The sequence below is a fragment of the Micromonospora sp. CA-248212 genome (assembly GCF_050948405.1).
In the GTDB taxonomy this organism is placed as follows: domain Bacteria; phylum Actinomycetota; class Actinomycetes; order Mycobacteriales; family Micromonosporaceae; genus Micromonospora.
This window is the reverse complement of the sequence record NZ_CP192023.1, coordinates 147,369-174,167: the sequence shown is the minus strand read 5'-3', so window position 1 is coordinate 174,167 and position 26,799 is coordinate 147,369. Positions and strand designations below refer to the sequence as shown.

At 72.0% G+C, this 26,799-nt stretch carries 26 protein-coding genes and 1 pseudogene; 16 read left to right on the top strand and 11 right to left on the bottom strand.

Annotated features, from left to right (window positions below):
* The first annotated feature begins 37 nt into the window (after window positions 1–37).
* The 5 genes from ACQP03_RS00845 (at window position 38) to ACQP03_RS00825 (ending at window position 4,899) form a co-directional block, all read left to right on the top strand.
* Complete coding sequence (locus ACQP03_RS00845; protein WP_433461113.1) at window positions 38–853, top strand: MaoC/PaaZ C-terminal domain-containing protein; 816 nt, start codon at window positions 38–40, stop codon at window positions 851–853.
* Window positions 854–946: 93 nt separating this feature from the next.
* Window positions 947–1,702 carry an NUDIX hydrolase gene (locus ACQP03_RS00840; RefSeq protein ID WP_433459864.1) on the top strand — a complete coding sequence of 252 codons (756 nt, stop codon included), beginning with the start codon at window positions 947–949 and terminating at the stop codon, window positions 1,700–1,702.
* On the top strand, window positions 1,699–2,664 hold the full coding sequence (locus ACQP03_RS00835; RefSeq protein WP_433459862.1) for a serine/threonine protein kinase: 966 nt from the start codon (window positions 1,699–1,701) through the stop codon (window positions 2,662–2,664). Before ACQP03_RS00840 ends, ACQP03_RS00835 begins: the two co-directional genes overlap by 4 nt.
* A 10-nt stretch (window positions 2,665–2,674) precedes the next feature.
* Window positions 2,675–3,634: a hypothetical protein gene (locus tag ACQP03_RS00830; RefSeq protein ID WP_433459859.1), complete on the top strand. Its 960-nt coding sequence runs from the start codon at window positions 2,675–2,677 to the stop codon at window positions 3,632–3,634.
* Window positions 3,631–4,899: an adenylosuccinate synthetase gene (locus ACQP03_RS00825; protein ID WP_357132178.1), complete on the top strand. Its 1,269-nt coding sequence runs from the start codon at window positions 3,631–3,633 to the stop codon at window positions 4,897–4,899. The genes ACQP03_RS00830 and ACQP03_RS00825 overlap by 4 nt, the downstream gene beginning before the upstream one ends.
* Here ACQP03_RS00825 and ACQP03_RS00820 read toward each other — a convergent pair.
* Window positions 4,891–5,385 carry an Lrp/AsnC family transcriptional regulator gene (locus tag ACQP03_RS00820; protein ID WP_357171827.1) on the bottom strand — a complete coding sequence of 165 codons (495 nt, stop codon included), beginning with the start codon at window positions 5,383–5,385 and terminating at the stop codon, window positions 4,891–4,893. The two genes, ACQP03_RS00825 and ACQP03_RS00820, sit on opposite strands and share 9 nt — an antisense overlap.
* 110 nt (window positions 5,386–5,495) lie before the next feature.
* Here ACQP03_RS00820 and ACQP03_RS00815 point away from each other — a divergent pair, with 110 nt between their 5' ends.
* Both ACQP03_RS00815 and ACQP03_RS00810 read left to right on the top strand, forming a co-directional pair.
* Entirely contained in the window at window positions 5,496–6,425 is a 930-nt protein-coding gene (locus ACQP03_RS00815) for an SMP-30/gluconolactonase/LRE family protein (RefSeq protein WP_433459857.1), read from the top strand.
* A 122-nt stretch (window positions 6,426–6,547) separates the two neighbouring features.
* Window positions 6,548–7,168, top strand: coding sequence for a DedA family protein (locus ACQP03_RS00810; RefSeq protein ID WP_355048429.1), 621 nt, complete (start codon window positions 6,548–6,550; stop codon window positions 7,166–7,168).
* A 24-nt stretch (window positions 7,169–7,192) separates the two neighbouring features.
* On the opposite strand, the gene ACQP03_RS00805 is transcribed toward ACQP03_RS00810, so the two are convergent.
* Both ACQP03_RS00805 and ACQP03_RS00800 read right to left on the bottom strand, forming a co-directional pair.
* Window positions 7,193–7,834 carry a response regulator transcription factor gene (locus ACQP03_RS00805; RefSeq protein ID WP_357132182.1) on the bottom strand — a complete coding sequence of 214 codons (642 nt, stop codon included), beginning with the start codon at window positions 7,832–7,834 and terminating at the stop codon, window positions 7,193–7,195.
* Window positions 7,831–8,982 (bottom strand): sensor histidine kinase, encoded by a 1,152-nt coding sequence (locus tag ACQP03_RS00800; RefSeq protein ID WP_357171677.1) that lies wholly within the window; start codon window positions 8,980–8,982, stop codon window positions 7,831–7,833. The genes ACQP03_RS00805 and ACQP03_RS00800 overlap by 4 nt, the downstream gene beginning before the upstream one ends.
* A gap of 170 nt (window positions 8,983–9,152) precedes the next feature.
* Between ACQP03_RS00800 and ACQP03_RS00795 the strand changes: the two genes are divergently transcribed.
* Window positions 9,153–9,806, top strand: coding sequence for a DedA family protein (locus tag ACQP03_RS00795; RefSeq protein WP_433459854.1), 654 nt, complete (start codon window positions 9,153–9,155; stop codon window positions 9,804–9,806).
* Here the strand turns inward: ACQP03_RS00795 and ACQP03_RS00790 are convergent.
* A complete protein-coding gene (locus ACQP03_RS00790; RefSeq protein ID WP_355048432.1) occupies window positions 9,781–10,419 on the bottom strand; it encodes a TetR/AcrR family transcriptional regulator in 639 nt (212 codons plus the stop codon). The two genes, ACQP03_RS00795 and ACQP03_RS00790, sit on opposite strands and share 26 nt — an antisense overlap.
* Window positions 10,420–10,487: 68 nt before the next feature.
* Between ACQP03_RS00790 and ACQP03_RS00785 the strand changes: the two genes are divergently transcribed.
* The 3 genes from ACQP03_RS00785 (at window position 10,488) to ACQP03_RS00775 (ending at window position 13,967) form a co-directional block, all read left to right on the top strand.
* Window positions 10,488–10,940 (top strand): SCP2 sterol-binding domain-containing protein, encoded by a 453-nt coding sequence (locus ACQP03_RS00785; RefSeq protein WP_355048433.1) that lies wholly within the window; start codon window positions 10,488–10,490, stop codon window positions 10,938–10,940.
* Between the two features lies 1 nt (window position 10,941).
* The gene (locus tag ACQP03_RS00780; protein WP_357171679.1) at window positions 10,942–12,156 is read left to right on the top strand and encodes an acyl-CoA dehydrogenase family protein; all 1,215 of its coding nucleotides are present in this window, start codon (window positions 10,942–10,944) and stop codon (window positions 12,154–12,156) included.
* Window positions 12,157–12,404: 248 nt separating this feature from the next.
* Entirely contained in the window at window positions 12,405–13,967 is a 1,563-nt protein-coding gene (locus ACQP03_RS00775; RefSeq protein ID WP_433459850.1) for an AMP-binding protein, read from the top strand.
* Between the two features lie 4 nt (window positions 13,968–13,971).
* On the opposite strand, the gene purD is transcribed toward ACQP03_RS00775, so the two are convergent.
* From purD to ACQP03_RS00760, 3 genes are all read right to left on the bottom strand, one after another.
* Entirely contained in the window at window positions 13,972–15,222 is a 1,251-nt protein-coding gene (purD, locus tag ACQP03_RS00770) for a phosphoribosylamine--glycine ligase (protein ID WP_433459848.1), read from the bottom strand.
* A gap of 158 nt (window positions 15,223–15,380) precedes the next feature.
* Entirely contained in the window at window positions 15,381–16,301 is a 921-nt protein-coding gene (locus tag ACQP03_RS00765) for a type IV toxin-antitoxin system AbiEi family antitoxin domain-containing protein (RefSeq protein WP_433459846.1), read from the bottom strand.
* 199 nt (window positions 16,302–16,500) lie between these two features.
* The gene (locus ACQP03_RS00760) at window positions 16,501–17,790 is read right to left on the bottom strand and encodes an adenylosuccinate synthase (protein ID WP_433459844.1); all 1,290 of its coding nucleotides are present in this window, start codon (window positions 17,788–17,790) and stop codon (window positions 16,501–16,503) included.
* A 124-nt stretch (window positions 17,791–17,914) separates the two neighbouring features.
* Between ACQP03_RS00760 and ACQP03_RS00755 the strand changes: the two genes are divergently transcribed.
* Complete coding sequence (locus ACQP03_RS00755) at window positions 17,915–18,940, top strand: hypothetical protein (protein WP_357171682.1); 1,026 nt, start codon at window positions 17,915–17,917, stop codon at window positions 18,938–18,940.
* A gap of 349 nt (window positions 18,941–19,289) precedes the next feature.
* On the opposite strand, the gene ACQP03_RS00750 is transcribed toward ACQP03_RS00755, so the two are convergent.
* The gene (locus tag ACQP03_RS00750; RefSeq protein WP_433461246.1) at window positions 19,290–19,568 is read right to left on the bottom strand and encodes a hypothetical protein; all 279 of its coding nucleotides are present in this window, start codon (window positions 19,566–19,568) and stop codon (window positions 19,290–19,292) included.
* Here ACQP03_RS00750 and ACQP03_RS00745 point away from each other — a divergent pair.
* Window positions 19,477–21,182 (top strand): annotated as a pseudogene (locus ACQP03_RS00745) (chromosome partitioning protein). The gene ACQP03_RS00750 and the pseudogene ACQP03_RS00745 overlap by 92 nt on opposite strands.
* Before the next feature lie 45 nt (window positions 21,183–21,227).
* On the opposite strand, the gene ACQP03_RS00740 reads toward ACQP03_RS00745, so the two are convergent.
* Window positions 21,228–21,656 carry a DUF3151 domain-containing protein gene (locus tag ACQP03_RS00740; protein ID WP_355048444.1) on the bottom strand — a complete coding sequence of 143 codons (429 nt, stop codon included), beginning with the start codon at window positions 21,654–21,656 and terminating at the stop codon, window positions 21,228–21,230.
* Between the two features lie 249 nt (window positions 21,657–21,905).
* Here ACQP03_RS00740 and ACQP03_RS00735 point away from each other — a divergent pair, with 249 nt between their 5' ends.
* Entirely contained in the window at window positions 21,906–23,099 is a 1,194-nt protein-coding gene (locus ACQP03_RS00735) for an LOG family protein (protein WP_433459840.1), read from the top strand.
* Window positions 23,100–23,157: 58 nt separating this feature from the next.
* On the opposite strand, the gene fbaA is transcribed toward ACQP03_RS00735, so the two are convergent.
* Entirely contained in the window at window positions 23,158–24,183 is a 1,026-nt protein-coding gene (fbaA, locus tag ACQP03_RS00730; RefSeq protein WP_357392123.1) for a class II fructose-bisphosphate aldolase, read from the bottom strand.
* Between the two features lie 135 nt (window positions 24,184–24,318).
* A complete protein-coding gene (locus ACQP03_RS00725; RefSeq protein ID WP_354860252.1) occupies window positions 24,319–24,702 on the bottom strand; it encodes a phage holin family protein in 384 nt (127 codons plus the stop codon).
* A 122-nt stretch (window positions 24,703–24,824) separates the two neighbouring features.
* On the opposite strand from ACQP03_RS00725, the gene ACQP03_RS00720 reads away from it, so the two are divergent.
* The gene (locus ACQP03_RS00720; protein ID WP_357129625.1) at window positions 24,825–25,037 is read left to right on the top strand and encodes a hypothetical protein; all 213 of its coding nucleotides are present in this window, start codon (window positions 24,825–24,827) and stop codon (window positions 25,035–25,037) included.
* A 145-nt stretch (window positions 25,038–25,182) separates the two neighbouring features.
* The gene (locus ACQP03_RS00715; RefSeq protein WP_357392125.1) at window positions 25,183–26,733 is read left to right on the top strand and encodes an LPXTG cell wall anchor domain-containing protein; all 1,551 of its coding nucleotides are present in this window, start codon (window positions 25,183–25,185) and stop codon (window positions 26,731–26,733) included.
* Window positions 26,734–26,799: the final 66 nt, after the last annotated feature.

The following is a 26,799-nucleotide window of genomic DNA, read 5'->3' as shown; positions in this document are numbered from 1 at the left end:
CGTCACGGGTGGCCGCGAGCGCGTCGAGCTGGCCCGGATGCCCGCGCCCGGCGCGCTGTACCGGCGGGCCGTGCTCGGCGCGCTGCCGGGCGTCGGTCGGGGGCGTCGTGGGAACGACCTGCCGGCGGTCGAGCTCGCCGTACGCGGCGTGCGGGTCGACCGGGCCCACCTGGCCGACTACGACCGGGTGTGCGGGTTCCGGCTCACCGACCGGCTGCCCGGGACGTACCCGCACATTCTGGGCTTTCCGCTGGCCCTGCGGCTGATGACCACGCCCGGCTTTCCCATCGCGCTGACCGGCGTGGTGCACGTCGGCAACCGGATCACCACCCACCGCCCGATCACCGCCGACGAGGTCCTCGACTTCACCACGTACGCCCAGGACCTGCGCCCGCACGACCGGGGGCGGCAGGTGGACGTCGTGCTGGTCGGCTCGGTCGACGGGGAGGAGGTCTGGCGCGGCGTCTCGACGTACCTGGGTCGCGACCGCACACCCGGCGGGCGCGAGCGGGGCGAACGTCCGACACCGCCCACGGCCACCGCCCGGTGGCGGGTCGGGCCCCGGGTGGGCACCGAGTACGCACGCGTCTCCGGGGACCACAACCCGATCCACACCTCCCGGCTCGGCGCGCGACTGTTCGGCTTCCGCCAACCGATCGCGCACGGCATGTGGAGCAAGGCGCGGTGTCTCGCCGCGCTCGAGACGCGGCTGCCGGACGAATACACCGTCGAGGTGACCTTCAAGCTGCCCGTACCGCTGCCGAGCACGGTGAACTTCGCCGTCCTGCCGGACGACGGGTTCGCCCTGCACGACTCGGGTGGCCGGCCGCACCTGGTGGGTCTCGTGCGCTGACGCGCCCCTGCCGATCCGATCCAAGGGGTTGGCAGGGGCGTACGTCTGCGCTAAGTTGTTCTCACAGCGAGATGTTCTCAGATTGAGAGAGACATGGTTGACGAGCAGGACTTCCTGGCCGCGTACGACCCCCGGGACTACCCGGCGGTCGCCGTGACCGTCGACGTGGTGGCGCTGACCATCCGGGACGGCGAACTGCACCTGCTGCTCATCCGGCGCGGCCAGGCGCCCTTCGCGGGGCACTGGGCGCTGCCCGGCGGGTTCGTCCGCCCCGAGGAGGACCTGACCGCCGGCGCCCGCCGGGAGTTGGCCGAGGAGACCGGGCTCGGCGGTGAAGGGCTCCGGCGCGTACACCTGGAGCAGTTGGGCAGTTACGGCGCTCCCGACCGTGACCCGCGGATGCGCGTCGTCTCGATCGCGCACCTCGCGTTCGCTCCCGACCTGCCGGACGCCGCCGCCGGCTCGGACGCCGACGAGGCGAGCTGGCTGCCGGTAACGGCGCTGACCAGCCGGCAGCTCGCCTTCGACCACGGCCGGATCATCGACGACGCGCTGGAGCGGGCCCGGTCCAAGCTGGAGTACACCCCGCTGGCCACGCGTTTTCTCGCCGCCGAGTTCACCATCAGCGAGCTGCGGGCCGTCTACGAGACGGTCTGGGGTCACCCGCTGCACGCCGGCAACTTCCACCGCAAGGTGCTCTCGGTGCCGGGCTTCGTGGAGAGCACCGGCGCGAGCACCGAGCGCGGTGGCGCCCGAGGCGGCCCCCGCGCCCGGCTCTACCGGGCCGGTGACGCCCGGCTGCTGCACCCGGCGCTGCTGCGACCGGCCCGCGAGGAGACGGTGCGATGAGGACCGCCGAGGCCATCGACCTGGTCACGGCCGCCCGCACCGACGCCGAGCTGTTCGGCGCCGACCAGCCGGCCCGCCGCTACCGCGAGCTGGTCGCGGCCCTGCACCCCGATCGGCTGCCGACAGACCCGGGGGTACGCGCGGACGCCCTCGACGCGTTCGTCCACGTCACGACCCGGTGGCAGGCCCGGCGGACCACCGTCCTCGGCGACTACCGGCTCGGCACGCCGGCGCACTCGGGCGACCTGGCCGACCTGTACGACGTCGGCGACGACCGGCTGCTCAAGCTCCCCCGACGCCCCACCGACAACGACCTGATGGCGCGGGAGGCACACGCGCTGCACACCATCGCCGAGCGCGGCGACCCGCGCTACCTGCCGTACGTACCCCGGCTCGTCGACGAATTCGCGCACCGCGACCCCGCGACCGGCGCGGAACGGCGGATCACCGTGCTCGCCACCGCGCCCGGCCTGCACGACCTCGACGCGGTGCGGCGCGCGTACCCCGACGGGTTGGACGCCCGGGACGTGGCCTGGATGTGGCGGCGACTGCTGGTGGTGCTCGGCCTGGCCCACCGGGCGGGCGTGGTGCACGGCGCGGTGCTGCCGCGACACGTGCTGATCGAGCCGGACGCCCACGGCGTGGTGCTCGTCGACTGGTGCTTCTCGGCCCCGACCGGTGCCAGGGTCCCGGCGCTCGTGCCGGACCACGAGGACTGGTACCCGCAGGAGGTGCCGCGCAGGCAGCCCTGCGGTCCGGGCACCGACCTCGCGATGGCCAGCGCGTGCATGAGCTGGCTGATGGGGCCGCGCGCACCCCGTGAGCTGGACGCCTTCGCGCAGGGCTGCCGGCAGACCTCCCTGAGCGGCCGGCCCGACGACGCCTGGGGCCTGCTGCGCGAACTCGACCAGGTGCTGGACCGGCTCTACGGGCCACGCACCTTCCGACCCTTCACCCTCTAAAGGAGCTGTCATGGGCAGTGGAACCTGGTCCACCGACGTGTACGACGCCGCCGACCGCTACCGGCGCTCCACCGGCCGCAGCGCGTTCTCCTACAGCGACAGCGGGGCACGGACCGTGCACCCCGCGCTCGACCCCCGCGACGCGACCCGGGAGAGCCGCGACTCCGCCGAACACCCCCAGTCGACGCCCGTCGCGGTGCTCTTCGACGTGACCGGCTCGATGCGCATGGTGCCGCGGGTCCTGCAGACCAAGCTGCCGCAACTGCTCGGGCTGCTGCAACGGCAGGGCTACGCCAGCGACCCGCAGATCATGTTCGGGGCGATCGGCGACGCCACCTGCGACCGGGTGCCCCTGCAGGTGGGCCAGTTCGAGTCGGACAACCGGATGGACGACGACCTCGGCCGGATCGTCCTCGAAGGTGGTGGCGGCGGGCAGATGAGCGAGTCGTACGAGCTGGCCCTGTACTTCATGGCCCGGCACACCGCCACCGACAACTGGGAGAAGCGCGGCCGGCGCGGCTACCTGTTCGTCATCGGCGACGAACTGGCGTACCAGCGGGTCAAGGCGCGGGAGGTGGCCGGCCTGATCGGTGACAACCTGGGCGAGGACGTGGCGCTGCGCCAGATCGTCGACGAGGTGACCCGGCGGTGGGACACCTACTACCTGCTCCCCGCCGGCAGCAGCCACGCCGGCAACACGAAGGTGCTCGACTTCTGGCGGGACCTGCTCGGGCAGAACGCCGTCGTGCTCGACGACCTGGACGCGGTCTGCGAGACCATCGCGGTCACCATCGGCCTCGGCGAGCAGGCCATCGACCTGGACGAGGGCCTGCGCCACCTGGACCGCGCCGGCTCCGGCGCCACCGGCACGGTGTCCAAGGCGCTGGCCCGCCTCGGCCGGGGTCGGCGGGCCGAGGTGTCGACGCTGCCGGCGTTCCACGACACCACCGGCGGGGTGACCCGGCTGTGAATCACGTGGCGGTGGTCGACCTCGGCTTCGGCGACGCCGGCAAGGGCACGGTCGTGGACTGGCTCTGCGCCACCCGCCCGGTGCACACGGTGGTCCGCTTCAACGGGGGCGCGCAGGCGGCGCACAACGTCGTCCTGCGCGACGGGCGGCACCACACGTTCGCGCAGTTCGGCGCGGGCACGTTCCACCCCGGCGTCGGGACACACCTGTCCCGGCACGTGGTGGTGGATCCGCTGGCCCTGGCCGCCGAGGCCGACCATCTCGCCACGGTCGGGGTGCCCGACGCGCTGGACCGGCTGACCGTCGACTCCGAGGCGCTGCTCGCCACCCCGTACCACCAGGCCGCCAACCGGGCCCGGGAGATCGCCCGGGGCGCCGCCCGGCACGGCTCCTGCGGGCTGGGGGTGGGCGAGACCGTCGCGTACGGCCTCGCCCACCCCGAGGACGCGCCCCGGGTCGGCGACTGCCGGCGTCCTGCCCTGCTGCGCCGCCGGTTGACGGTTCTGCGGGACCGGCTGACCGTCGAACTCGGCCCGCTGGACGCGCCGCCGGTGCAGGACTGCCTGCCCGCGTACACCGGGTTCGCCGGCCGGGTCGCCATCGTCGACCGGACCTGGCTCGCCGGGGCGCTGCGCTCGGGGACCTGCGTCTTCGAGGGCGCGCAGGGGGTGCTGCTCGACGAGTGGCACGGCTTCCACCCGTACACGACGTGGAGCACCACCACGTTCACCAACGTCGACCGGCTGCTCGCCGAGGCGGGACAGGCCGGCGAGCTGACCCGGATCGGCGTGCTGCGGACCGTCACCACCCGGCACGGTCCCGGCCCGCTGGTGACCGAGGACCCGACGCTGCCCTTCGTCGACGGGCACAACCCGACGAACCCGTGGCAGGGCCGGTTCCGGTTCGGCCACTTCGACGCCGTCGCCCACCGGTACGCCCTCGCGGCGGCCGGCGGGGTCGACGGCCTGGCGCTGACCCATCTCGACCTCGCCGGTCCCGACCTGCGGATCTGCCGTCGTTACGACACCGGCGACCGGCTCATCCCCGGCCCGCCCGGCGACCTGGACCGGCAGGCCGCGCTCACCGACCGCCTGCTGCGCTCCCGCCCGGTGTACGACGACGCTCCGGCCGACTGGGCCGAGGCGGTGGGCGCGGAGTTGGCCACACCGGTGGTGCTGACCTCGCACGGGCCCACCGCCGACGACAAGATCCCGTGCGGTCCGCTGCTCGCCCCACCGGCCCTGGTCGGCTCGGTCTCAACGTAGCGGCGCGTCGGCGTCCGGCGGGTGCGGTTCGCTGGGCTGGTCGAGCACGCTCACCGAACGCTCGAAGAACGTCTCCAGCACGACCATGGCCTGGGTGCCGGTGACGCCGTCGACCCCGAAGATGCGGCGCAGCGCCGCTTGCAGGTCTTCGGTCGTCGCGGTACGGATCTTCACCAGCAGTGATGCCGCGCCGGCGATGATGTGCGCTTCCTGGATCTCGGGAATAGCCGCAAGCGCGTCGCTGGTCCGGGCGTCGCCCATCCAGGAGTCGGCACTGACCATCACGAACGCCGACACGCCACGGCCGACGAGCGCCGGGGAGACGTCGACGGTGGTCCGGCGGATCACGCCGCGTTCGCGCAGTTTGCGTACGCGGTCATGGGCGGAGCCGGCGGACAGTCCCACCGCCTTGGCCAGTGCCGCATAGGACTGGGTGGCGTCGCGCTGCAGCTGCGCCAGCAGCGCGCGGTCGATGTCATCTACCACCGAGGCATCTCCGTTGAACGAAATTCGGTTGACCGGCGCGCCTACCATACCAGGTATGGTTTCCACGTGCCTTTGCCGAATGGTGCTCCGGCGCAAGGGGAGGGATGGCGATGACCGACACTGTTCCCACTGAATTCCGCCTGCTGGATGAGCGGTTCCGTGGCTGCGACGGCGACTTTGTCGTCGAACTGCTACACAGCGGCGCACGCAAGACTGAGGGGCCGGCGTATTTTCCGGCAGGCCGCTACCTGGTGTGGAGCGACATCCCCAACGACCGGATGCTGCGCTGGGATGAGACCACCGGCGCTGTCGGCGTCTTCCGCCACGGCTCGGGCTACGCCAACGGCAACACCGTGGACCGCCAGGGTCGGCTTGTCACGTGCGAGCAGGGCAATCGGCGGGTCACCCGCACCGAGCACGACGGCACGATCACCGTGCTGGCCGACGGCTTCCAGGGCAAGCGGCTCAACAGCCCCAACGACGTGGTCGTCCGCGCCGACGGCACGATCTGGTTCACCGACCCGAGTTACGGCATCCACAACGACTATGAGGGCAACAGAGGCGACAACGAGTTCGACGGCGCCTGTTACGTGTTCCGCCTGGACCCTGGGACGGGCGACATGCGCGTCGTCGCGAATGACTTCAGCCGCCCCAACGGCCTGGCGTTCTCGGCCGACGAACAGCAGCTCTACGTGGTGGACACCCGACAGGACCCGAGTCACATCCGCGTCTTCGACGTCACCGCCGATGGCAGCCTCAGCGGTGGGAAGATCTTCACTGAGTGCGACTTCGGCCGTTTCGACGGCATCCGTCTCGACGACGCTGGGCGGGTGTGGGCGGGGGCCTGGGACGGTGTGCACTGCTTCGATCCCGACGGAACCCTGATCGGCAAGCTGCTGCTACCCGAACCGGTAGCCAACCTCGCCTTCGGTGGGCCGAAACGCAACCACCTGTTCATCACCGCCGGAACCTCGGTGTACTCGCTGCGAGTCACCTTCAACGGCGCCCACTACCCTCCGCCCAGCAGCGAGAAGCAGTGAGCGAGGCCATGCCCCCGAGGTGCGGGAGTTCGTCGCCCGCGCCAAGGGGGTGATCGGATGACCATTCGGCGCAATGTCGGCGAAGCGCCACCGACCGCCGCCGAGCCATCAAACATGGGGGCATGGACGCCCTGCTCGACCTCCTCCGTGGGACGGTCACCTCGCCATGGGTGTACCTGGTGATCTTCGGCCTCACCGCGGTCGACGCGTTCTTCCCTGCGGTGCCCGGCGAGGCCGCCGTGATCACCGCCGGGGTGCTGTCCGCCAGCGGCGGTCACCCCAGCCTCACCCTCGTGATCGTCAGCGCTGGCGTGGGCGCGCTGGTCGGCGACCACATCTCGTACGCCATCGGGCGCGGCGGTGGCGCGAGCCGGCTGGCCCGGCTGCCCGACGGCAGCCGCCGGCGAGCCAGCTCCGACTGGGCCCGCCGCGCGGTGGACCGCCGGGGCGGGATGATCCTGACCACCAGCCGGTACGTCCCGGGTGGCCGGACCGCCGTCACCCTCACCATGGGCGCGGTGGGCTACTCCCGCCGCGCGTTCCTGCTCTACGACAGCATCGGGGCGTTCACCTGGGCCGTGTACTGCGGCCTGCTCGGATACTTCGGCGGGCTGGCCTTCGAACGCGACCCGGTGAAGGGCGTACTGGTCGGGGTGGGAGTCTCCCTCGTCATCACCTTCGGCCTGGAGGGGATCCGGTGGCTACGCCGCCAGGCACACCGGCGCGCGGCCTCCCGCCGGTGATCGCCGCCCGGCCACCGGGGCACGTCACAGCAGGTCGGCGTCGTGCACCAGGATCGCCAACCGCACCCGATTGCCCACGTGCAGTTTCGCCAGCGCCCGGCTGACATGCGCCTTCACGGTGGCCTCGCTCATCGTCAGCCGCCTGGCGATCTCGGCGTTGCCGTGCCCGCGTGCCACCTCCCGCACGATCTCCAGCTCCCGTCCGGTGAGCGCGGCGAGCCGTTCGCGAGCCGCGTCCCGACGGGCCGGACCTCGCTCGGCGAACGAGCTGATCAGCCGCCGGGTCACCGTCGGGGCCAGCATCGCGTGGCCGGCGGCCACCGTACGGACGGCGGCGGCCAACTCGTGGGGCGGAGTGTCCTTGAGCAGGAAGCCGACCGCACCGGCACGCAGCGCCCCGTGCACGTACTCGTCGAGGTCGAAGGTGGTCAGCATGATCACCCTCGGGCCGGCGGCGACCAACTCCGGCGCGACGGTCAGCCCGTCGACGCCCGGCATCCGCACGTCGAGCAGCACCACGTCGGGGCGCAACCGGTGGGCCTGCTCCAGCGCGCCGGCGCCATTCGCCGCCTCGCCGACCACGGTGATGTCCTTCGCCGCCTCGAGGATGAGCCGTAGCCCGGCGCGGACGAGCTGCTCGTCGTCGACGACCAGCACCCGGATCACGCCACACCCGCCAGCGGGAGCAGGGCCCGGACCAGGAAACCGCCGTCGACGGACGTCGCGTCCAGCCGGCCGCCGAGCAGTTCCACCCGCTCCCGCAGCCCGAGCAGCCCTTGCCCGGCACCGGGCAGCTCCGGCCCGGCCACGGACGGACCGTTGCGCACGACGACCTCCAGCCCGTCGGGGAGGAAGCGCAGGCGAACGACCGTTTCGGCGTCGGCCGCGTGCTTGCGCACGTTGGTCAACGCCTCGCGGACGACCCGGTACGCGGTGCGCCCCAACGTCGCGGGCAGTGCGGTCGGCGCGCCCTCGTCCTCCCGGGACACCCGCAGACCGGCGGCACGGGACTCCCCGATCAGCTCGTCCAGCGCGTCGAGCCCCCGCTCCGGCAACAACGCCGCCTCGGCCTGGCGGAGCACACCCAGCACCTCACGCAGGTCGGTGAGCGCCGCCCGGCCGGTCGTCCTGATGAGCGCGGCGGTCTCGACGGTCGCCGGGTTCGCGGCGGTCACCTCCAGGGCCCCGGCGTGCACGACCATGAGCGAGACCCGGTGCGCCACCACGTCGTGCATCTCCCGCGCGATCCGGGTCCGCTCCTCGGCGCGGACCCGGTCGGCGTGGGCCTCCCGCTCGCGCTCCAGCCGTTCGGCCCGGTCCCGCAGCGCGGCGAGAGTGTCCCGACGCGCGCGGATCCAGAGGCCGAAGAGCAACGGAAGCCCGACCAGGCAGACGGCGAGCAGCAGCACGTTGCCGGTGGTCGCGGTGGTGATCCGGCGTACGCCACCCACCTGCTGCCCGACCACGACCCCACCGCCGAGCACCACGGCGACGCCGACGAGGTAGCCGGCAAGTTGGCGGCCCCGCAGCCGCACCCCCGCCTGGTACGAGGCGACCACCCCGGCCGCCGCGGCGGCGAGCACCAGCCAACCAACCGCCGCGACCAGGAACAACGGCCAGCGACGGGTACCCACGGCAGCGCTGGCCCAGCCGGAGGCGACGGCGAGGACCAGCGTGACGACGCCCGGCAGCGGCGAGCGGACCCCGAGGTCACCGGCCGCGCTGGCCCACACCGCTGCCCCGACCACGACCGCGAGCAGCAGCGAGGCGTACCGCTGGAAGGCTCGCCGGACGGCGACGGTGGTGGATGCCACGCAGCGAGCGTAGGGCTTGGTGGACGGGCCGGCCCGCCTCGCGGCACAGGACGGGGGTGTGGTGGGGGAACACCCTGAGCCGTCGTCCGGGCCGACAGCTACCTAAGTAGTGTCGCCCGCCTGACCACTGGCCGATGGCGGGGGCCGCCCCGGACAGCAGCATCAGGATCATGGATCTGCTCGACCTGCTGCACGACACGATGTCCTCGCCCTGGGTGTACCTGGCCCTCTTCGCCATCGCCGTGCTCGACGGCTTCTTTCCGGTGGTGCCGAGCGAGACGGCGGTGATCACGGCCGGGGTGTTCGCCGCCTCGGGAACGCCGTACCTGCCCGCGGTCATCGTGGTGGCCGCCGCCGGGGCGCTCGTCGGCGACCACGTCTCGTACGCCATCGGGCGGGGCGGCGGAGCGCGACTGCTGGGCCGGCTGCCGGCCGACGGCCGACGCTCAAGGGCCATCGACCGGGCCCGTCGGGGAATCGCGACGCGCGGTGGTCTGATCCTCACCGTGGCCCGCTACGTGCCGGGCGGCCGGACCGCGGTCACCCTCACCATGGGTGCGGTGCGGTTCCCCCGGCGACGTTTTCTGGCCTTCGACGCGCTCGCCGCCGGCTCGTGGGGGCTCTACTCGGCGCTGGTCGGCTACGTCGGCGGGCTGGCGTTCGAGCAGGATCCTCTTCGCGGTCTCCTGCTCGGTCTGGGCCTCGCCCTGACGGTGACGGTGGTCGTCGAGGTGGTCCGCTGGCTGCGCAACCGCCGCCGTGCGACGCCGGACACCGAGGCTTTCTCCGCCGAGGCCGTCAGTCGACCGGCGGACGCCAGGTGACGCCGTGCAGAAGCTGGGCGGCGCCGAGCCAGGCCACGTTCATCATCCGGGTGGCCGTCTTCTCCGGGTCGGCCTCCGGGTGGTCGGCGAGCCAGTCGGCCAGCGACTCGGTCGCGCCGACCAGGGCGTACGCGACGACCTCCAGGTCGGTGGGCGCGATCTCGCGACCCTCCTCGCGCAGCGCGTGGTCGAGCATCCCGGCGACCACCTCGACCAGCCGGGCGCGCATGGTGGCCAGTTCACCGGCGAACGGCTGCTCGCCGCGGGCCTGCCGGTAGAGCACCGCCCAGCCGTCGCGGTGCGCGCCCACGAAGCCGAAGAACGCCTTGAGTCCACGCCACAGCCGCTCGTCGGCCGGCAGGTCGGGGGCGGCGGCACCGGCGATGGCCTGCATCATCCGGGTCCCCTCCCGGTGCAGGCAGGCGACGAAGAGCTCCTCCTTGGTGCCGAGGTACGCGTACACCATGGGTTTGGAGATGCCGGCGTCCTCCGCGATCTCGTCCATGCTGGCGGCGTGGAAGCCGCGCCGGGAGAAGACCTTCACGGCCGCGTCGAGCATCTGTTGCTCGCGTACGGCGCGCGGGAGGCGCTTGAACGCGGGAGGCGTGGACACCTTGCGAGCATACCTACTCGTGCGTAGGGTTACGCACGAGTAGCCAAATCTTCCGGAAGGCGCGTCTCATGACTGACTTCGACCCGGCCAACTTCGCCAACGTCGGGCCCAAGGAGTTCGCCCAGCTGGTCAAGTCCACCCCGGACGACAAGATCGCCCAGGTGATGGCCGGCGAGCTGCGCGGCAAGGTCCTCGGTGAGGTGTTCGGCCGGATGCCGTCGCTGTTCCGCGCGGACCGGGCCGGCTCCACCAACGCGGTCATCCACTGGATCATCACCGGTCGCCCCGACGGCGGCAGCGACACCTACGAGGTGGCCATCGCCGACGGCAAGTGCGAGGTGAACGAGACCCCGCAGCACGACCCGAAGCTGAGCCTCACCATGGGCCCAGTCGAGTTCCTGAAGATCGTCTCCGGCGGCGCCAACCCGGTCATGATGTTCATGACCGGCAAGCTGAAGGCCAAGGGCGACCTCGGCCTCGCCGCCAACATCGCCAACCTGTTCGACATCCCCAAGGCCTGACATGGCCGAGTTCTCGCTCGACCTGAACGAGGAACAGCGGGATCTACGCGACTGGGTGCACGGCTTCGCCGCCGAGGTCGTGCGCCCGGCCGCCGCCGAGTGGGACGAACGCGAGGACACCCCGTGGCCGGTGATCCAGGAGGCCGCCAAGGTCGGCCTCTACGGCTTCGAGTTCCTCGCCACCTGCTGGGCCGACCCGACCGGGCTGTCCCTGCCCATCGCCAGCGAGGAACTCTTCTGGGGTGACGCCGGCATCGGCCTGAGCATCTTCGGCACCTCCCTCGCCGTCGCCGCCATCTACGGCACCGGCACCCCGGACCAGATGGTCGAGTGGGTGCCCCAGTGCTTCGGCGACGTCGACTCGCCCGCCGTCGCCGCGTTCTGCAGCAGCGAACCCGAGGCCGGTTCCGACGTCAGCGCGATGCGCACCCGCGCCGTCTACGACGAGGCCACCGACGAGTGGGTGCTCACCGGCCAGAAGGCGTACGCCACCAACGGCGGCATCGCCGGAGTGCACGTGGTCACCGCCTCCGTGGATCCCACGCTCGGCTCGCGCGGTCAGGCGGCGTTCGTCGTACCGCCGGGCACCCCCGGCCTGGCCGCGACCCGCAAGCTGCGCAAGCTCGGCCTGCGCGCGTCGCACACCGCCGACGTCTTCCTCGACGAGGTACGCGTACCCGGCCGCTGCCTGCTCGGCGGCAAGGACGCCCTGGACGAACGCCTGGCACGAGCCCGGTCCGGGCAACGCGCCAGCGGGCAGGCCGCGATGCGTACCTTCGAACTGTCCCGACCCACCGTGGGCGCGCAGGCACTCGGCGTGGCGCGGGCCGCCTACGAGTACGCCCTGGACTACGCCAAGGACCGGGTCCAGTTCGGACGGCCGATCATCGAGAACCAGGCGGTCGCGTTCACGCTGGCCGACATGCGCATGGAGATCGACGCCGCGCGACTGCTGGTCTGGCGGGCCTCCTGGATGGGCCGCAACAACCGCCCGTTCACCGCGGGCGAGGGCTCGATGTCCAAGCTCAAGGCCGGCGAGGTCGCGGTGTCCGTCACCGAGAAGGCGGTACAACTGCTCGGCGGCGCCGGATTCCTGCGCGACCACCCGGTCGAGCGCTGGTACCGCGACGCCAAGATCTACACCATTTTCGAGGGTACGTCCGAGATCCAGCGACTGGTCATCTCCCGAGCGATCTCCGGCATGCAGATCCGCTGACCCTCCGCTCCTCGCGCCCGACCAGCGTCGGGTCGGCGGCCGCTCCGGCCGACGGCCCGACCGGTCGGCGCGGGCCCAGGTCGGTGCCGCCAGACCCGTACCCGGCGATCCTGCTTCTGCCTAACCGTGCCGACTACGTCACCCCACGCCGACGTCGGCTGGGCCGCCCGGCGCGTCGGGTGCATGATCAAGGAAGACGCCCCGCCGGATGGGGCTGTCCGCGCACCGCCCCCAAGGAGGTCTGCGGCATGGACCTGCCGTTCGTCGTCACCACGCTGACCCGTCGCGGTCTGCTCACCCCGGGCCGCCCGGTCCGAATCGCCTCGCAGCTCAACGCGCTGCGTACCTGGGGATGGAGCCTCGCCGGCGAACTACGCCAGGCGGCCGCCCGCGACCCCGGGCGACCGGCGATCATCGACGAAAACGGCGTCGAGCTGACCTACCAGGCGCTCCTCGACCGGGCCGAGCGGATGGCCCGGTCGATGCGGTCCGGGCTCGGCGTACAACCCGGCGACCGGATCGGCGTCCTCTGCCGCAACCACCACGGGCTCATCGAGACGATCGTCGCGGCGACCCTGCTCGGTGTCGACGCGGTGCTCGTCAACACGGGCCTCTCCGCCGCCCAACTCGCCACCGTCGCCGAGGAACAGCGGCTGCGGCTGTTGGTGCACGACGACGAGTTCGCCGAACGGGTCCTCGGCCTCCCCGCCGAACTGCCCCGCCTCGACGAACGCGCCCGCGAGGATCTGGTGGCCGGGGCGCTACCGGGCGAGCTGCACCCGCCGGAGCGCGACGGCCGGATCATCGTGCTGACCTCGGGCAGCACCGGTGCTCCCAAGGGCGCCCGCCGTCCCACACCCAGCGGCTTCGGGCCGCTCGTGTCCATCATCGACCGCATACCCCTGCACACAAAGGACCGGGTGCTGATCGCCGCCCCGATCTTCCACACCTGGGGATTCGCCGCGCTCCAGGTGTGCTTCGCGCTGCGGGCCACCATCGTGCTGCACCGCCGCTTCGACCCGGCCGCCACGCTCGCCGCCCTGGTCACCCACCGCTGCGACGCCCTCTTCGCCGTACCCGTGATGCTCCAACGACTGCTGGAGGTGCCCCCACCGGACCCACGCCCCACGCTCAAGGTCGTCGCGGTCAGCGGATCGGCCCTGCCCGGCGGGCTCGCACCGAAGTTCATGGACGCGTACGGAGACGTCCTCTACAACATGTACGGGTCCACCGAGGTCTCCTGGGCGTCCATCGCCAACCCGGCGGACCTGCGCCAGGCACCCACCACGGCCGGCCGACCACCACACGGCACCCGACTGGAACTGCTCGACAACGCCGGCCAACCGGTCCCGCCGGGACAGGTCGGGCGCATCTTCGTCGGCAACGAGATGCTCTTCGAGGGATACACCTCGGGTGCCACCCGGGAGACCCGCGACGGGTTGCTCGACACCGGAGACCTCGGCCGGCTCAACCCCGACGGACTGCTCTTCGTGGACGGCCGGGCCGACGACATGATCGTCTCCGGCGGCGAGAACGTGTTCCCGTCCGAGGTGGAGGACCTGCTCGCCCAGCTACCGCAGGTACGCGAGGCCGCCGTGATCGGCGTACCCGACCCCGAGTACGGCCAGCGACTCGCCGCGTTCCTCGCCCTGCACCCCGGCGAGACGCTCGACCCCGAGGCGGTCCGCGAGTACGTCCGGCACTACCTGGCCCGCTTCTCCGTACCCCGGGACGTGGTCTACGTGAAGTACCTGCCCCGCAACGCCACCGGCAAGGTCCTCGCCCGCGAGCTGCGCCGCTACTACGGCTGAGAGGTCAGCCCGGGATCGTGATCCGGCCGGCGATCGCGGCCGCGGCGATGTCGGTGCGGTGCTGCGAGCCCGCCAACTCCACCCCGTCCACCAGCGCGTACGCCGCCTCCCGGGCAGCCGCCAGGTCGCGGCCGGTGGCCGTACCACAGAGAACCCGGCCGCCGGCGGACAGCAACGCGCCGTCGCCGGCCCGGCGGGCGGTGCCCGCGTGGATGATTCCCGGCCGGTCCGCGCCGGTGATCACATCGCCGGTGCGCGGCGCGGCCGGGTAGCCCTGCGCGGCGAGCACCACGGTGACGGCGGCGCCGTCCCGCCAGCGCAACGGCGGGTGCTCGGCCAGCGTGCCGGTGGCCGCCGCCTGCAACAACCCACCCAGGGGAGTCTCCAGCAGCGCGAGCACCACCTGGGTCTCCGGGTCACCGAAGCGCGCGTTGAACTCGATCACCCGGGGGCCGGCGGCGGTCATCGCCAGGCCGACGTAGAGCAGGCCCGCGAACGGCGTGCCCCGGCGGCGCAGCTCGGCCAGCGTCGGGTGCACCACGTCGCGCATGACGTCGTCGACCAGGCCCGGCGGTGCCCACGGCAGCGGCGCGTACGCTCCCATGCCACCCGTGTTGGGGCCGCTGTCGCCGTCGCCGATCCGCTTGAAGTCCTGCGCTGGCAGCAGCGGCAGGGCGGCCTCGCCGTCGGTGACCACGAACAGGCTGACCTCCGGGCCGTCGAGGAACTCCTCGACCACGACCCGGCCGCACTCCGCGGCGTGCGCCAGCGCGGCGGACCGGTCGTCGGTCACCACCACGCCCTTGCCGGCGGCGAGACCGTCGTCCTTCACCACGTACGGGGCGCCGAACTCGTCGAGCGCACGCGCGGTGCTCTCCTCGTCCGTACAGACGTACGCCCGGGCGGTCGGCACACCGGCGGCGGTCATCACGTCCTTGGCGAACGCCTTCGAACCCTCCAACTGGGCGGCCTCGGCCGACGGGCCGAAAACGGCGATGCCCTTGGCTCGTACGGCATCGGCGACACCGGCGACCAGCGGCGCCTCCGGGCCGATCACCACCAGGTCGGCTGCGGTCTCCACCGCCAGCGCCGCCACGGCGGCCGGATCGGTCGCGGTAACGGCCTTCAGCTCGGCGACGTCGGCGATCCCCGGATTACCCGGAGCGGCAATCAACGCGTCGACAGCCGGATCACGAACCAACCCGAGGGCAAGCGCATGCTCGCGCCCCCCACCACCCACCAAGAGAACCCGCACAACGCCCCATCCTACTGCCCACCCAACCCCCCACCCCGCCCCGCCGCCCCGCCGCCCCCCGGGCCCTCGCCCCCGGCCCCGGCCCCCAGCCCCCGCCCCCCCCGGTGATCAAGAGGTTTGCGTCAGGAAGGGGCGCGGATTTGACGCAAACCTCTTGATCACCGGCGTTGGTCCTGGTTTTTCGTGATCGCCCGGCGGACGGTCCAGGGGATGTAGTCGGGGCGCAGGGTGTCCTGCCAGGTGAAACGGAGGATCGTCCAGCCGGCGTTGACCAGGCGATTCTGACGGTGGCGGTCAGCGAAGGCCGCCTCCGGGGTGTCATGGGCGCTGCGACCGTCGGCTTCCGCTATCACCCTCGGCGCGCGCCACCCGAGGTCACCGATGCCGAGCAGGTATCCGTCGTCGTCGCGTACCTCCAACTGCAAGGCGTCCGGCGGCACCCCTCCGTCGACACATCGCAGCCGGGTACGCGTTTCCAGGGGCGACTGTGCACGGCCGTCTGCTTCCGCCAGCCAGGGTCGTGCCGCGACCGCACCCCGCCGACCCCGGATCAGACGCGGGATCACGTCGAGGTCGTCCGGCGTGACGAGCCCCTGGCAGAGCGCCGAATCGAGGACGGAGACTGCCGAGTATCGATCAGCACGCAGAATGACGTCCGAAATCGTGCGAAGCGGAGCGGTCGCGCGGACACCCGCGACCGTTGCTATCTCGCCGGGACCCACGGTGACCTGGTGTACGACCAACCAGGGCGCCAGCGCGCGCTGAGGCCGGGGCCTGTCGACCGGCACCGATACGTGCACCTGTGACGTCCGCCGCAGGCCGGCGATGCCGTGCACCTCGAGCGCCGTGTCGAGGACCGCGAAGGCAGCCGGCCCGAGGCTCGCGGTCGCTGCCCGGATGCGGGCGCGTCGCAGCGTCGAATCGGACGACGCTGCCTCCGGGACGTAGCACCCACGCAGGAGCCCCTGCCACCTGCCGGACCGACACAACTGTCGGACCTGGTCTCTCGTCAGACCGGCGCGCAGGGCCTGGGCCAGGGTGACGATCCCGTCCTGCCCGGCCGCTACATCACGAAGCACCTGGTGTGGTCCCACCCCCACACCCTGCCCACCGCCACACCCGCACCCAAGCCCCTGTGGATAACCCCAGTTCCCCTGTGGAAAACCCAGAAGGCTTGTTCCCGTCGATCAAGAGGTTCGCGTCAAATTCGCGCCGATTCCTGACGCGAACCTCTTGATCACCGAGGCGAATGGGTGGGGTGGGGGTGGGGTTTGGGGGTTAGGGGAGGAGGGGGTGTTGGAGTACGTTTTCGTCTCGGCCTGGGCCTACGCCGATGACGCTCACCCTCGTGTTGCAGAGTTCCTCTACGCGGGCGATGTAGCGACGGGCGTTCTCCGGCAGGTCTTCGGGGGTGCGGGCCTTGGTGATGTCCTCCCACCACCCGTCCAACTCCTCGTACACCGGCGTGGCGTGGTGGAAGTCCGTCTGGCTCATCGGCATGTCGTCGACCCGCTTGCCGTTGATCTCGTAGCCGACGCAGATCGGCACCTTCGGCAGCCCGGTGAGCACGTCCAGCTTGGTGATGACCAGGTCGGTGACGCCGTTGAGGCGGCAGGCGTACCGGGCCACCACCGCGTCGAACCACCCGCACCGGCGCTCCCGGCCGGTGGTGGTGCCGTACTCCGCGCCGATCTTGCGCAGGTGCGCGCCGTTGGCGTCGAACAGCTCGGTCGGGAACGGCCCCGAGCCGACCCGGGTGGTGTACGCCTTGCTCACCGCGATCACCTGGTTGATCGCGGTCGGCGGGATGCCGGCGCCCACGCAGGCGCCACCGGCCGTCGGGTTGGACGACGTCACGAAGGGGTACGTGCCGTGGTCCATGTCCAGCATGGTGGCCTGCGCGCCCTCCAACAGCACCGTGTCGCCCCGGTCCAGCGCGTCCCAGAGCATCGCCCGCGTCTCGGCGATGTACGGCTTGAGCCGCTCCGCGTACTCCAGGTACTCGTCGACCGTGGCCTCGAGGTCGATCGCCTTACGGTTGTAGACCTTGAACAGCATCTGGTTCTTCTCGCGCAGTGCGAGTTCCAGCTTCTTGCGCAGGATGCCCGGGTCGAGCAGGTCCTGGAGTCGGATGCCCATCCGGGCGACCTTGTCGCCGTACGCGGGGCCGATGCCCCGACCGGTGGTACCGATCCGGGACGAGCCGAGGTACCGCTCGACGACCCGGTCCAGTGCCCGGTGGTGCGGCATGATGAGGTGCGCGTCACCGGAGATCCGCAGCCGGGACACGTCCACGCCACGCTCGGCGAGACCGTCGATCTCGGCGAGGAGCACCTTCGGGTCGACGACCACGCCGTTGCCGATGACGATCATCGCGCTCGGCGAGAGCGCCCCGGAGGGCATCAGGTGGAGCGCGTACTTCTGGCCGTCCGGGGTGATCACCGTGTGCCCGGCGTTGTTGCCGCCGGAGTAGCGCACGACGTAGTCGACCCGCTCACCCAGCAGGTCGGTAACCTTGCCCTTGCCCTCGTCGCCCCACTGAGCGCCGATGAGCACGATCGCTGGCATCTCTTCCGCCTCCAGAAGGCTCGGGTGCCAGATGGCGACCGGTTGGCGAGCCCGGGGTGTCAGGTTAACAAGTAGTGACGGCGCGACCGGCAGGGGTCGCGTCGAGAGGCGGGAGGCTCCTTCGGTGTACGACGTGGTGCTGCTCACCCTTTCGTCGGAGCGGGACGCTTCCGGCGGGTGCGGCAGCGGCGAGGCCTGCTGCGGCGGCGCGGACGCGACCGGCGCGGGCGTCGACGGAACCGGACCGACGCCGGGTGACGCCGACAGTTGCGCCACCGATCGGCCCCGGGTGCCGGTGCTGGCCTGCGCCGACGCGCTGACCGCCCGGGGTGCCCGGGTGCAGATGGTCACCGCCCGCTCGGACGCGGAGATCGACGCCGTACTCGCGCAGCTCGACGGCCCGGCCCGTCCGGACGGCCTCACCTGGCCGGACGCGGACGGCAAGACCCGGCTGGTCGTCGCCACGGCCAGCGACGGTCAGTTGCGCGCCGTGCTGCGCCGGCTCGTTCGGCGGTACGCGCCAGCGCCGAGCCGTCGCCCGGCGGACCTGCGTGACGACCGGACCCTGCCCGACCTGCCGCCGGTCGCCGTACTCCCGCTCGACCCGGCGCGCGGCGGCGCCCAGCGGGACCTGGCCGCGCAGTTCGGGTTGCCCCGCGACCCGGCGGCCGTGGCGGCCGCGGTGCTCGACGGCACGCCGCGTCGGCTGGATCTGCTGCGCAATGACGGCGGCTCGGTGACCCTGGACGGCGCGCTGTTCGGGGCCGCCGACGACGCGGGTCGGCCGCTGCACTGGCGGGCCCGGGTGGAGGTCGACGACACCGTCCTCACGAACGGTGACGAACCGTTGCTGGCCTGCGCGGTCGGCAACGCCGGCGGGTACGCGTCGCTCGACGACGTGACGTTGCTGGCCGCGCCGGACCCGGCGGACGGCCAGGTCGAGGTCGCGGTGGCCGTTCCGGTGGTCGTCAGGTCGACGTGGGGTCGCAAGCGGGTACGCCTCGAAGTGCGGCGGGCTCGCGGACGGGCGGTGTCGGTGCTGCCCCGCGAGGGAAAGGTGCCCTACCTCGACGACGGCGTCGAGGGTGAGCTGACCCGCAAGCGCTCGTGGTGGGTCGAACCGGGTGCCTGGGCGGTCTGGGTGGTCTGACCCCCGTTTCGCCGACCGGCCCCGGTCGGCCGGTGGGCCTATCCTCGCAGGAGGACTGGGGAGGAACCGTAATGGACAAGAACGCCGACCGGGCGCAGGTGCCCGGCCAGCAGCCGGTGCCGGAGCGGGACATCGAACCACTGTGGCCGCCGGATCCGGCCGAGCAGGGCGCAGAGGTGGTACCGCCGTGGGCGGCGGTCGCCGAGCAGCGGGTCGCCCCGTCGCAGTCCGCGCCTGCGGCCGTGTCACCGCCGGTCGCCGCACCGCCGATCACGGCGCCGTCGGTCGGCCGTCCTGGCGTCCCCGGGCAGCCGGGCGCGGCGGCCCTGCCGCCGCCGTCTCCGTCGGACTATCCGTCGCTGACCGGGGCGGTGCCGCCACCGACGGGCTGGGGCGCGAACGGGCCGGGCGGGCCGGGCACGGGCTGGGCGCCGGCGCAACCGAGCTGGCCTCCGGCCGACCCGCCGGCCGCGTCGACGACGTCGCCCGCTCCTCCGGCGCTGCCCGCACCGCCGACGCCACCGCTGCCGCCCGCCGTGGGCGGGCTCATCGGAGCCGGCAACGACTCGTCGCCGTCGTCCACCGGCACGCCGACCGCCGAGGGCGCCACGCCGAACCCGGCGGCCACCACCGCCGTCCCGCCCCCCGGCCAATCGGGCGTGTCGGGTGGGGTCGACCTGGATCTACCGTTCTCCCTGGATCGCCCGCCGGTCGTGGCCGCGCCCGCCGACGGTGCGGCCACCGCAAGCCCCGGAGCAACAGCGCCACCCGCAGCAGGGCAGCCCGCAGCCGGCGCGGCAACGGCAGACCCCGGCACGGCCGGCCAGGCCGCAGGGCCGGCAGCGGAACCGGTGTCGCAGGGTGGCGGGGAGACCACGCCTGCCGTCGGGGCGGCTCGGCCCGCGGCCGAGTCACCCTGGGCGTATCCACCGCAGCGACCGGCCAGCCCGACCCCGTCGGCACCGGAGCAGGTCGACATTCCGCCGCCACCGATCCCCACCCCGCCGGTTCCGCCACCCCCGACACCCGCCGTCGACAGCGGCGGCGCGGCGGGGCAGACGTACGCGGGGCAGGTCTACGGCGGCCAGGCGGCGATCCCTGGCCAGGCCGGCCCGGCGGAGCCACCGCAGCAGGACGCCGTGCCGACCCCGCCGCCGGGGCCGTTCCCCCGTCGCCGGGCTGGTATCCGCCGCCCTGGCAGCAGGGCGCGGCGGCGGCTCCACCGGTCCCGCCGCAGCAGTACCAGGAGACCGACCCGGTGGCACGGGTGCCGGCCACGGGCTACCCGGACGCCACGTGGACGCCGGAGACCACGGCCGCGCCGACGGCGGAGGATTTCGCCCGCCGTCGGCAGGTCCGGCCCGCCGACCCGGTGGCCACCATGGGCGTACGGGCGGTGGTCAACAAGATGGGCCTGCTCCGGCTCTCTCCGGGCCGGCACGAGCAGGAGCTCAAGCGGGACATCGAGATGGTGCGCCGCAACTTCGGCGGGCTGCGGCAGGTGACCGTGGTCAACCCGAAGGGCGGCGCCGGTAAGACGGTGGCCATCCTGCTGCTCGCCATGACGTTCGGTCAGAAGCGCGGCGGCTACGTGCTGGCCTGGGACAACAACGAGACCCAGGGCACCCTCGGGATGCGCGCCCAGCAGGACTTCCATGCCCGCACGGTGCGCGACATGCTGCGTGATCTCGGGCAGTTCCAGGGCGCGCACGGGCGGGTCGGCGACCTGTCGCAGTACGTGCGGTCGCAGGGCGAGGGCATGTTCGACGTGCTCGCCTCGGACGAGTCGGCCACCGGCGGCGAGATGTTGACCGCTGCCGCGTTCGCCGAGATCCGCGAGGTGGTCAGCCGGTTCTACAAGCTGATCTTCGTGGACACGGGGAACAACGTACGGGCGCAGAACTGGCAGGCGTCGATGGACGCCACCGACCAGCTCGTGGTCACCATGTCCGCCCGTAACGACTCGGCGGAGACCGCCGCCCGGATGCTCGACCACCTGGAGCAGAGCGGCCGGCAGCGGCTGGTCCGGCAGGCGGTGACGGTGGTGTCGATGCCGCCGTCCCGCAAGGAGATCGACTTGCCGGCCATTCAGGAGCACTTCGCGGCTCGCACCAGGGCGGTGCTGCTGGCGCCGTACGAGCGGCTCATCGACAGCGGCGAGCCGATCCGGTACGGCGGTCTCTCCGCGGCCACCCGGGACGCCTGGCTGAAGATCGCCGCAGCGGTCGCCGAAGGGCTCTGAGCAGCCGACGGCCGGCCCGGTGTCGGGCCGGCCGTCGGAATGAGGTCAGTTGCTGGCCAGCGCGTCCGCCGCTGCCGGGTCGCAGTCGCGCAGGAACTGGGCGCAGCGGGCCGCCTCGTCGGCCTCGCCGATCTCGTCGGCGGCCCGGGAGAGCACGTACAGGCAGCGCAGGAAGCCCCGGTTGGGCTCGTGGGACCACGGCACGGGCCCGTGGCCCTTCCAGCCGTTGCGGCGGAGCTGGTCCAGGCCACGGTGGTAGCCGGTGCGCGCGTACGCGTAGCCCGTCACCACCGCGCCGGCCGCGAACGCCCGGGCGGCGAGCGCGCCCCACGCTGCGCTGAAGGTCGGGAAGCGGGCCGCGACCTCGGCGTACGCCTCGTCGGTGCCGGCCTCCTGGGCAGCGGCCAAGGCGGCGTCGGCCTCGTCGTTCGCGGGCAGGAGGGTGGCCGGTGGCTCCGGCAAAAGGTTCTGCATCGCCCCATTCAACCCGCTGGACAGGGCGACATGCGAGCGGGTCGGCGGACGCGTCCCGCTGAACGGCTGAGGAGTTCATCACGCCTGCGGCCTATGCCGCCGCCAGGTGTTTTCCACTACAACTAATGGTCCGGAGCCTCCCCAGGACCCGGTTACGCAGGAGCCCGGTGGCCACGACCGCCGGGCTCCTGTCGCGTCCCGGGGCCGTCCGGGGTTTGGCCGACCCCGCCGAAGGGGCAGGATGGCCCGGTGCCGACCCCACCACCCACCGACGTCATCGAACCGCACCTGCACGCCGACGAGATCCAGACCCGGGACGAATTCGACCGGCAACTGGTCACCGGCCGGCTGACCGGGCTGACCGTGCAGGGGCTACGCCTCGACCTCGCCCCGGTGCCCGACCTGACCGGCATCGAGGTCACCGGCGCCCTCTTCGTCGGCTGCCGGTTCGCCTCCCGGGAGGTCGGCGCCGACCTGGTCCGGCGCGGCGCGAACGTGGTGCCGCCGTTCTCCGGGCTGCCGTACCCGACCCAGCCGGCGCACCTCTACACCCCGGACGACCTTGCCGCCGGGTTCGTCGAGGGCGGGTTCGCCGGGATGTACGACACCCGGGTGTACGAGCACTACCGGGCACACGGCGGCGCGCTGCCGGACGTGAAGGAGGCGCTCGGCCAGCGGCTGCACGACCACGGCGTGGACAACGCGCTGGGTGACGCCACCCGGGCCTGGTTGGCCGCGCACGGGTCACAGTCGGTGGTGGGCATCATGGGCGGTCACGCGGTGCGGCGCGGCAGTCCCGCGTACCGGATGGCGGCGGTGCTGGGGTGGGAGCTGGCGCGGGCCGACCGGCTGGTGGTGACCGGCGGCGGCCCCGGGGTGATGGAGGCCGCGAATCTCGGCGCCTTCCTGGCGGACCGACCGGCGGCGGACCTGACCGCGGCGATCGACCTGCTGGCCACCGCGCCCGACTTCACCGACCACCACCGGTACACGGCGGTGGCGTTGACGATCCGGCAGCGGTACGCGGGCGTACCCCGCCAGCGGGGCGACGACCTCGGTTGGGCGCGGGCCGGCGGGCTGGCCATCCCGACCTGGTTGTACGGGCACGAGCCGGCGAACCTGTTCGCGGGGCGGATCGCGAAGTACTTCTCGAACGCGATCCGGGAGGACACCATTCTGCGCCTCGCCCGGGGCGGCATCGTGTTCGCGCCGGGGCGGGCGGGCACGGTGCAGGAGGTGTTCCAGGCGGCCACCAAGACCTACTACGGCACCCACGGGGCCAGCGGCGCGTACATCTTCCTGGACCGTGACTACTGGACGCGGGAGCTGCCGGTGGAGGCGCTGCTGCGCCCGCTGCTGGCCGCCTCGCCGTTCGGTGACCTGTCGTCGACGATCCACCTCACCGACGACGTCCGCGAGGCCGTCCGCCTGCTGACCGCTTGAAAGGAAGGGCCCCTTATTAACAGACGTCTGTTAATAAGGGGCCCTTCCTTTCAAGCAACTACTTGGTCATCGTGGTGCCGGTGGAGCGCAGGTGCTCGCACGCCTCGACGACGCGGGCGGCCAGGCCGGCCTCGGCGGCCTTGCCCCAGGCGCGCGGGTCGTACTGCTTCTTGTTGCCGACCTCGCCGTCGATCTTCAGCACGCCGTCGTAGTTGCGCAGCATGTGGTCGGCGACGGGCCGGGTGAAGGCGTACTGGGTGTCGGTGTCGATGTTCATCTTCACCACGCCGTAGTCCAGCGCCTCACGGATCTCGCTGAGCAGGGAGCCCGAGCCGCCGTGGAACACCAGGCTCAGCGGCTTCTCCTTGCCGTACTTGGTACCGACCGCCTCCTGGATCTGGTTCAGGATCTCGGGGCGGAGCTTGACGTTGCCCGGCTTGTAGACGCCGTGCACGTTGCCGAAGGTCAGCGCCGCCATGTAGCGGCCCTTCTCGCCGAGGCCGAGCGCCTCGACCATGGCCAGGCCGTCCTCGGTGGTGGTGTAGAGCTTGTCGTTGATGGCGTTCTCGACGCCATCCTCCTCACCACCGACGACGCCGACCTCGATCTCCAGGACGATCTTGGCCTTGGCGGCCTCGTCGAGGAGCTGGGAAGCGATCTGCAGGTTCTCGGCGACCGGCACGGCCGAGCCGTCCCACATGTGCGACTGGTACAGCGGCTCCTCGCCGCGCTTGACCCGCTCCTGCGAGATGGCCATCAGCGGACGCACGAACTTGTCCAGCTTGTCCTTCGGGCAGTGGTCGGTGTGCAGGGCGATGTTCACCGAGTACTTCTTGGCCACCTCGTGCGCGTACGCGGCGAACGCCACCGCGCCGGTGACCATGTCCTTGATCGAGGGACCGGACAGGTACTCCGCGCCACCGGTGGAGACCTGGATGATGCCGTCGCTCTCCGCGTCGGCGAAGCCCTTGAGCGCCGCGTTCAGCGTCTGGGAGGAGGTCACGTTGATCGCGGGGTACGCGTACCGGCCAGCCTTGGCGCGGTCCAGCATCTCCGCGTAGGCCTCGGGGGAAGCGATGGGCATGTGATGTGCTCCTTACTTACCACTCTCGGCCGTGCTGGCCGCTGTTGTTCGTCTGTGCGCCGGACCGCGCTGTCCTCCGCCCGGCAGTATCCCGCAGGTGAGGTGCGCAGGACCAACCGAGGGGGTGTCAGCCGCTCACCGGGTGTCCAGACGGTCCGGCACGATGACGCTGATCAGCCAGGTGACCACGGTCATCACGATCGCTCCCCAGAACGCCGCCCAGAAGCCGTCCACCTGGAACGGCAGGTCGAGCCCGCGCGCGATCCGGTCGGTGAGCAGGAAGAGCAGCGCGTTCACCACCAGGGCGAACAGGCCGAGGGTGAGCAGGTAGAACACACAGCCGACCACCCGGATGATCGGCTTGAGTACGGCGTTGATCACACCGAAGATGAGCGCCACCACGATCAGCGTGAGCACGGTGTTGCCACCCGAACGGCCGTGCACGTCCACCCCGGGCACGATCAGCGTGGTCACCCACAGCGCGACCGCGGTGATCGCCAGTCGGATGAGGAAGCCCACGGCACCATCCTGGCACCGGCTCCCGCCGTCCCGGGGTGATTCGGCCGACTCGGCTTGCCGGCGCGGAGTGGCCGCAGCCCGTACGGTGGTGGGAGCCGTGCCCCGAGACCCCGGGAGGGACGATGGGTCAGCCCGATGAGGACTTCACCCCCGGCGACCACCTCGCCGCGGACGAACGCGATCCGGAGGCGGAGCCGGCCGACGCGGTCGAGCAGGCCACCTCGGTCGACCCCGCCTACGTCGACGGCGAGCCACACCGCGGCATGGAGGTCGACGACTGGGACGCCATGGAGCAGGCCCGGGTGGTCACCGGGGATGAGGACGACTACCGCTGACCTGCCCCACGACCGTTGTCCGTTGGGGCAGAGGTGTCCAGCCGTTCGGTTCGTTCGACAAATATCGATAGCACCGGGTCACCGAAAGTGTCGGGGTCTCCCTAGGTTGGGCGAGCGCCACCACTGTCTCATCGGGAGGACCCCCATGCTCAAGCAATCGATCCGCTGGCTGGCGGGGCTGGGTGCCGCAGGAGCGTTGATCGTTGCCTCGGCAACCCCCGCCGTCGCCGCGGCAACGATCGAGCCGTACTTCCAGGACTCCACCCTGGCCGGCGGCTCGGAGAAGGTCAGAAGCCTGTTTCTGTACGCCGACGAGGCGACGAGCCTCAGCGACGTCGCCGTGCGGTACGACTACCGCTCACTGGCCAACAAGATCACTATTGGCCCCTTTGACCAGCAGGAGTGCGCCACACCGGAGCCGGGCGTTCTCGTCTGCGCGGAGTCCTTCGGCGTCACCCTGAACGAGGTGCCGCCGCTCGGCAGCGGGATCTACCGAGGCGCTACCAAACGGGTGGCCCTGACCGCCACTCAGGACGCGCAGCTCGGCGACTCCGGCGACGTGGTGATCAGCTTCGAGGCAGCGGGCGGGCGGCAGGGCAGCTACACCTCGCGGGTCCGCATCGGCGAGGGCGTCGACCTGGCCGGCGGGCCGTTCACCTACCCTTCCTCGAAGCCGGGCGGGAAGGTTTCGGTGCCGCTGGCCGTGTCCAACGTCGGCGACGAGACCGTCACGGGCTTCGTCGCGGTCTTCGACCTTCCGTACGCGATCCGGACCAAGGATCGGTTCAGCAACTGCCTGTACTCCGACGACCACCTGGTCTCCTGCCAGTTCGACCAGGAGATCCCGGCGGGCGAGGGGCTCGCCACCACGTTGAACCTCGAACTCGCCAGGGACACCTACGCCCCGAGCAACCTGTCCGGCTATGCCCAGTTCATGACCGTTGCCGACTTTGCGGACCTGACCCGGGTTCGCGAAGCCGTTGGCGCGCGAGAGGGCGCGCGTGGCAGCGGCCCGAAGCTGACCCTGACCGGGGCACCCAGCGGGATGCGGCAGGCCGACCAGACCGACGTCGGCCCGGGCTACGACCACACCGGCTGGATCATCAAGGTCACCGGCAGGAACGGCACCGACCTCGCGGCGATCGGCGCCACGCTCAAGGGCAGGTCTGGCGCTGTCGTCACGGCCACCGTCGGTTTCCGGAACAACGGCCCGGCGACGCTCGACAACGTGAGCGAGGAATACGAGGCCGCCACACACACAGTCGTCGAGCTGCCGCCCGGCACCACAGCCGTCGGAGTCCCCGACAGTTGCGAACTGCGGCCGGGCACCCGCACGTACCAGTGCGCATCGGAAATGCTCCTGGTGGCGGGCGAGACCTACACCGTGGAGTTCCGCCTACGTATCGACAGGGTCGTCCCCAACGCCAAGGGCACGGTATGGGTCAACGCGCCGTGTGAGTGTCCCGCCGGCGGGGGCTTCAGGGGCGACATCAAGCCGGCCAACGACCGGGCCACGATCCTGGTCAACCCGGGCCAGGGCGGCGGCAGCGGTGACGGAGGCAGCGGTGGCGGTGGTTCGCTGCCCATCACCGGCACCCCCACGAGCCTGCTCGCCAGCCTCGGTGGTCTGCTGCTCGCCGCCGGCCTCGGCGCGTACCTGATCGCCCGACGTCGCAGCAGCCACTTCGTCGCCTGACCGACCCCGCCTGACCGGCACCCCGCCGTCGTTCGTCCCCTTGGCGGTGGGGTGCCGTCGCAGTCC